The 7,144-nt window shown below is 40.8% G+C and carries 6 protein-coding genes; 1 reads left to right on the top strand and 5 read right to left on the bottom strand.

Features of this window, described 5'->3' with window-relative positions; genetic code table 11:
• Window positions 1-94: 94 nt before the first annotated feature.
• The 5 genes from Q7J27_12365 to cysE all read right to left on the bottom strand — a co-directional run bounded on the left by Q7J27_12365 (window position 95) and on the right by cysE (window position 6,937).
• Entirely contained in the window at window positions 95-805 is a 711-nt protein-coding gene (locus Q7J27_12365; GenBank protein MDO9529932.1) for a tyrosine-type recombinase/integrase, read from the bottom strand.
• Between the two features lie 2 nt (window positions 806-807).
• Window positions 808-3,756, bottom strand: a complete 2,949-nt coding sequence (locus Q7J27_12360; protein MDO9529931.1) for a Tn3 family transposase — start codon at window positions 3,754-3,756, stop codon at window positions 808-810.
• Window positions 3,757-3,952: 196 nt separating this feature from the next.
• Window positions 3,953-4,888 carry an FAD-binding oxidoreductase gene (locus tag Q7J27_12355; protein ID MDO9529930.1) on the bottom strand — a complete coding sequence of 312 codons (936 nt, stop codon included), beginning with the start codon at window positions 4,886-4,888 and terminating at the stop codon, window positions 3,953-3,955.
• Window positions 4,889-4,893: 5 nt separating this feature from the next.
• The gene (gene cysS, locus Q7J27_12350; GenBank protein MDO9529929.1) at window positions 4,894-6,291 is read right to left on the bottom strand and encodes a cysteine--tRNA ligase; all 1,398 of its coding nucleotides are present in this window, start codon (window positions 6,289-6,291) and stop codon (window positions 4,894-4,896) included.
• Complete coding sequence (cysE, locus tag Q7J27_12345) at window positions 6,284-6,937, bottom strand: serine O-acetyltransferase (GenBank protein MDO9529928.1); 654 nt, start codon at window positions 6,935-6,937, stop codon at window positions 6,284-6,286. The genes cysS and cysE overlap by 8 nt, the downstream gene beginning before the upstream one ends.
• Here cysE and Q7J27_12340 point away from each other — a divergent pair.
• On the top strand, window positions 6,925-7,144 hold a 220-nt coding region (locus Q7J27_12340), incomplete at its 3' end, for a hypothetical protein (protein ID MDO9529927.1). The genes cysE and Q7J27_12340 overlap by 13 nt on opposite strands.

Here is a 7,144-nt window from a genome sequence, read left to right as displayed (position 1 = left end):
GGGGTAATGCTAGAGAAAGCCAAATTTTGGCCATGGGGCTGTTTTCATACAAAAAAGTACTGAATATCGCACAGAGTAGGAACTTAATCTAGCCTCATACAGGAAAATCCTTAATAACCGCATTGTACTCCTTTTGGGCGTTAGTGTACGCCAGCTTTGAATAAATCTCAAGAGACTTTCTGGTTTCATGACCGGAATACGGCTGTATGAGAGAGTCATCAATCCCTTGCTTTTTCAGCCATGTCAACAAAAAATACCTGAGTCTGTGAGGTGAGATTGACCGCTTAATTCCCGCTTTTTCAGTATAAGCCTCCAATACCTTTCTCACCCCTCTGTCAGAATAAGGCCTCTTCCATGAGGATTCGAACAGATAAGCCGCTCCTTTTTCCCTCATGGTTTGCGCATGTACAGCCAGAGCCTCTCTAAATGTTTCCGGGAAAGGAACTATTCGGTCTTTATTCTCTTTTTCTTTATTTATTCTTATCCGGCACTGATTAAAGTCAACATCTGAAATCTTCACATTGACCAGCTCGCTGACTCTTATTCCCGTATATAAAAGCGTTTTTATAATCAGAATGTGCTTAATGTTTTTGGATTGCCATGCGGCCTCATAGAACCGTTTTATCTCTTCTTCAGAAGGAACATAGGGAAGTCGTGTTGGTGCAGCAGCCACCTTGACGTTAAGATCTTTTCTCAGGCTTCTGAATATTTCTCTGAGATAATTGTAATCCGGCCGTTCCGGTTTCAGAATTTTTGCTATCTGCTTCGCTTTTTTCTTTGCCGGTGTTCGTTTGAAATCTTCCATAATTAAGCCGCCTTTTCTTCTATGTCAAGCCGTGTTTCCATATCCAGAGGAAACAGTCCGTACGGGTTTATGTGTTCATATATGAGTGGACACAATGCCCGTCTGTCTTCATTAGTAAATTTGTCCTTCCATTCAGGTTTGGCAAGGAGTGCTTGAATCATCAGTGTATTGATATAGACCAGGCAGAGCTGCAGTAAATGAAGGCACAGCATTGACAGTTCCTGCTCTTCACTGCGGTTGGTGGTGATTTCGCCGGATCTGCCGTAGAAAATAAATCCGTTTGTCCCATTCCAGTTTTCTATTACATTCAGCCCTTCATGAATTTCCCTGCGCAAATCCTCTGAATTCAGGTAACGGCATAAAAATATTGTCTTTATTACTTTGCCCAATTCAAGCAGAGCTTTATACGCGGGATGACGGATATTATCTCTCGTGAACCGTCTTAAAATGGCTTCCGGTTCAGCGGTGCCCAGTCTTAAGGCTGTTGTGTATTTGATTATCAGGTCATACTGCTGTATGATTAAATCCCAGTTGACAACGCCCCTTAAAATGAGGTTCAGGTTACTGTATTCCCCGTCATAATCAGGACGGACAAGCTTCTGTCTATGGATGCCTTTCAGCCGTGGAAGAAGGTCAAAATTCAGCAAATAGGAAAACGCGAATCCGATCTCGCTTTGACCGTGAGTGTCTACATAACCTGCGTCAACCTCCATGTCGGTTTCGTGATTCAGAATACCTCTTATCATAGCGGCAACTTCAGACGAGGAGCAGCGTTTCAACTGTGAGTAGATGCATACGGAATTTTTCTCCACATGCCAGTAAATCATGATTCCCGGACCACGATACCTGATATGCCATTCCGTCATCAGGTTCTGGTCCCATGCCCCGAATTTTATGGAATCACAGGCGCAGGCGGTTGTCGCCTCCCCCCAGACATAATCCTGCCTTATACCAAAAATAGCGTTAACAACTTTTATTATCGCGTTACGGACATGGAATTCATTTATAAAGCGCCGCCTGACATATCGAAGTTCATGGTGATTCATCTCGGGATTTCCTGAGCTTACCCGCTTTAATCCGGCGTTCGTACCGTAGGCGTAAAGAACAAGGAGTAATCTTTTCACAAGGGTTTCCTGGTCAAGGTGCAGCCTGGTCGCCGCGCTCTCGAACAGTGAGCAGAAACCGACACGATAATTCGTTTCTTTTAAAATGTCGAGAAGCGTTGTCGAAGGCCATTGATGCAGTATCTCCTGCTTTAACAGATCGATATTTTTCGGCTCATTCTGCTTTTTCAAAGGTGAAAGCGAAATCCAACCTCCCCTTTTCTTCAGAATTTTCACTTTTTTATTGACGGGCATGTTCCTGTCCAGTTTACTCAAATGTTCACGCATTGATTCCTTCAGTGAGGATACAAACTCATCAGCATCAAGCGGTTTGTTCAATGCCTCATAGTACTCCTCCCGTTTTTCCTCAAAGTCCGCAGGAAGGTCTTCATCCGGATTTCTATATCGGTCAGCCCCTTCCACCCATATCTCTTTACACCGTAGCCTGTCACGCAATGCTGTCAGTACCGCTATCTCATAATTGGTCCTGTTGATTCTGCCGAAAACCTCATCATCTTTACCTGTAGCTGTGGAAACAAAGTCGCGCCAGGAGGAATCTTTCATAACTCCCTCTATGGGAATGTCAGCATTACAGGGATAATAGACAGACCTGGAATCCGCATATTCCCGCATTACACGGAGCGCTTCAATTACAGGCTGATACTCACTGTTGTTGGAACGAAAGTCAATGGCATTTAATATGGGAGAGAGCATTCGCCTGTAATGATGACTATAGGATAAACGCATTTTCCCATAAACGCACTTATTATAATCTCCTCTGGTCTCATATTCTTTTACTATATCCCACAGAGTTTTCTCGCCTACTGCAGGGAAAATCACTTCATCAACTGTGCCTTTCGGATATTCCACAGAACTTTTTGACATCCGATACAGAATTTCAGGTTTCCCTATGACTTTCTTCTTCGCGTCAATAATTAACTCCTTCTCCACATACTTTTCCGCTTTGTTCCTGATTCTATGAATAAGCTGAATTAACAGTTCAATGAGTTCGTCTGTAATTTTACTCTTCCGCATGTGGCAGTAAATTGCCAGAAGAGAGTAACGGACTGGGGCTTTGTGGGCGCGAATTTCATTCGGCGGTTCTGTCGCCGCCCGTATAAAGTATCCGCGCAGTCTCCGATGGGAAATATTGCAGGACAGTTCTTTTGAAATATCAATTTCCTGAATGCAATTGAGCTTTTCCAACTCAGCGAGAATTGACTTCAGATTGACTCCGCCGCTGTTCTTTTTAAGGTCTCTTAACTTTATTATATCAGAATCTTCTTCAATATCTTCTTCCACAAGTCTGTCTAACAGTCTCTTGCTTTTTTCGGTAAGCCGGCTGTGAATGCTCTTAAAAAGTTTTTCCTCAAACTGGTTTACTGCCAACCGAATATCCCTATCAAGACGCTCAGGGCTGAAAGGCTCTATTTTCAGTTCCCTTAACCGGTCGTAACACAGTGATCTTAAATTCTCAATAGAATCGTTTCCCTCCGGAAGAATTTTTTCCACAAGCCATTTTATGAGGTCGTCAGAATCTTTTAGAGTGTTGCTTCTAATACCCAGGAAATCACGGATTTCCTCACTGTTTCTTCTCACGGTCCGTCCATCAAAATCATGCCTGAAGAATGTGACCCCGACTGTACCGGCTTGGTTTGACACATAAGCTATTATCTTAAAAGGGATGTTGTCTTCAGCTGTGGGAAACCTGCCCATATACTGAAAAAATTTCAGCATCAGTGAAAATACCAGACGATTTTTGTCTTTCTTATTACCAAGAAGTTTTAATTCTTCAGAAGAAAGTGTCCAGCGCTCTTCTTTCTCTTCCTTTGTCCAGTTCTGTTTCATAAGTTGTTCCCTTAAAATATTCCTAGAATGAATGGTGTCGGTACTTTTTTATGATTATCTTAACGATTTTGTTCTGTAAACTACATCAAAACAATATAAATTACAACCATTATTTTAAAAAGGGTATTTTTTAGAAGAGAAATTCTTGGGAAAAGCAATGTTCCTACTTTTTACACTATATGGAACCTTTTTAGCCTCAAATCCTCAAAAAAAAGAGATCCCATGGCCAAAATTTGCCCTTCTCTAGCATTACCCCTATATAGACAGCTGCTTCGGAATTATCTGGTATGCTCTGAAAATCGCTTCTTAAAAAGTCCAGGCTGTTTTTGTCAAAATACTCTAAGGAAACTGGATTCAGGTCCAAATTATTCTTAATCTCAGAAATAAATTCTAAAAGCATTTGTTCATCAGGTAGAAAGATAACCATTATGAATCGAGACTGCAGATCATCAATTATTTCAACCTCTGCCTCTGTAATTACTCCTAATGTACCCTCTGAACCAATGAATAAATCAATTAAATCCATTCGCGGCTTTGAAAAATAACCCGCGGCATTCTTAACTTGCGGACTGGTATAAGAAGGAATCTTGATGTTTAATTCACCTATCCTGATAATTCCATTATCATCTGCAAGGATATCTCCTCTCTCCATCGCTAGAACCCTGCCTGTAGAAAGCAAGACTTTGATCTTTTTTACATAATTGCGTGTTGGCCCAAAGTAATAGCTGTATTCTCCGGAAGCATTCGTTGCTATATTACCTCCAATAAAAGCTGTTCTTTCTGTAGGAAATGGCGGGTAAAACAAGTCCTGCTGAGCTAACGCTTCCAAAAAATCACTAATAATCACCCCTGACTGCAAAACAGCTCTTTTATTTTCTTTGTCTATTGATAGAATTTTATTCAGTCTCTCTACCGAAAGAATAGCGCCATCCCGCGAAATTCTACTGCCGACTGTTCCTGTTCCTCCTGCAGAAACAGTTAAAGGAACTCTCTTTCTAGCACATTCGCAAACAGCCTCTTTTACTTCATCCTCAGTCTCGGGTATATAGAGAATATCAGCATTACCTCCTTCTAAATTGGAAGCGTCCTCTAAATATCCAAGTATTTGTTCTTTATCTCTTTTAATTATCATATTGCCTAGTGTCTGCTTGTATTATTTTGCTTCCAACTGGTTGTTCCGTCCGGATTGTCTTTGAGAACAACACCTCTCTCTTCCAGCAAGCTCCGAATTCTGTCTGCTCCTTGCCAATCTCTCTTTCTGCGAGCTTTCGTTCGTTCTTTAATTAAACCCAGCAAATCTTTATCCAATTCCTTATCCTCTATCCTTGGCAGAATCCCAAGTATAGAACAAAATGTTTCCAGATTAAGAATATCCTGTTTTAATTGGGCAGAGCCTCTGCTCTTATTCGCTATTAAGCTATTAATTTCAGTTATTAAATCAAATACGACTCCCAGAGCAGATGCTGTATTAAAATCATCGTCCATAGCTTCCTCAAACTTGTTCATCCATTCTATATGTACATTTTTTTGAGGCGTATCTAAATCCTTTATGTTTTCCTTAATGTTGTCAAAACAATTTTTTATTCTCTCAAGTGCTTTCCCTGATTCAGCGAGACTTTCGTCGCTAAAATCAAGCGGACTGCGGTAGTGAGCAGATATCATAAAATATCGTACAACCTGAGGCCTAAACCTTTTAAGTATGTCTCTCACTAAAAAGAAATTGTCAAGAGATTTAGACATCTTCTCCCCATCTATATTTAGAAACCCGTTATGCAACCAATACTTAACAAAGGGCTTGCCTGTTGCTGCCTCACTTTGGGCTATTTCATTTTCATGATGAGGGAAGATCAGGTCCTGTCCTCCAGAATGTATATCAAATGTTTCTCCAAGATATTTCATACTCATAGCAGAACATTCAATATGCCATCCTGGCCTGCCTTTACCCCACGGGCTATTCCAGCTTGGCTCATTAGGTTTAGCTCCTTTCCATAGAGCAAAATCGCAGGGTGTCTTCTTGCGCTTGTCTATCTCAACCCTTGCACTCTGCTTCATCCCCTCAAGCAGGCGTTTTGATAACTTACCATAATCAGAAAACTTGCCAACTTCAAAAAATACATTCCCATCAACTTGATAGGCAAAACCTGCATCCATAAGCCTTTTTATCAAAGAAATAATATCTGGAACGTGTTCAGTTGCCTTTGGGCATACGTCAGGCTTCGTAATGCCGAGAATTTCCAAATCCTCAAAAAAAGCGTCTGTATACTTATTAGCTATCTTCTCAGCAGAGACTTTCTCTTTATTTGCCCTGTTTATAATCTTATCATCGATATCCGTAATATTCTGGACAAACGTAACTTTATACCCCTTGTATTTGAGATATCTCCTCATTACATCAAATACAATAAAATTCCTTGCATTCCCTGCATGAAAATAGTCATATACAGTAGGACCACAGTTATACATCCTGACTTTGCCTGGAACTAGAGAGTGAAACTCCTCTTTTTTACCTGTAAGTGTATTATAAACCCTAAGCATTCTTATGTTTTTCCCTCTCCCAGTTTTTTATGTGAGAGGAGGTTTCATTTATCATCTTTTCCAGATGTTTGATTTTTTCCGCAATTGGATCCGGCAAGTTTGTGTGATCAAGACTTATGCCGCTAACCTTTCTCCCCATCTTTCTCGTTATCCTCCCTGGAATACCAACAACCGTGCAATCCGAAGGTACATCCTTTAATACTACAGCATTAGCACCAACCATTACATTATTGCCAATTGCAATATTTCCCAGAATCTTTGCTCCTGCACCAACAACAATGTTATTCCCAAGTGTAGGGTGTCTCTTCCCCTTTTCCTTGCCTGTTCCTCCAAGTGTAACACCTTGAAATAGGGTTACATTGTCCCCAATAACTGTTGTCTCTCCAATTACAACCCCCATACCGTGATCGATAAAGAATCCTCTGCTGATCTCTGCACCGGGATGAATCTCAATTCCTGTAAAAAATCGAGCTATCTGTGATATAAGCCTTGGGAAGAATGGAACATCTTTCTTATGGAGATAATGAGCCACTCTGTACCAGATAATTGCGTGAAGCCCTGCATATGTTAAAACCTCCAATATATTCCTTGCTGCAGGGTCTCTGTCAAACACAGCCTGTATATCATGTTTTAATGTTTGAAACATTAGCTACCTCCTTTTCTGGACTCAAAAACAAAATACCATTTTTGCTCCTTAAAAACAACCAGATTCTCTGTAACACCAAAATGATAATGTCCTATTTGGCCAAAATAGAAATGTCCGCTTTTAAGGAAGCTATAATACCCGATTTAAGAGGAGGGTATTATGGCAGAAAGGGACATAATCATGGCGAGTCAAAGGGAATTAAAGCGG

The organism is Syntrophales bacterium (genome assembly GCA_030655775.1).
In the GTDB taxonomy this organism is placed as follows: domain Bacteria; phylum Desulfobacterota; class Syntrophia; order Syntrophales; family JADFWA01; genus JAUSPI01.
Note: the sequence above shows the minus strand (reverse complement) of the source record. Positions and strands in the feature narration are given on the sequence as shown.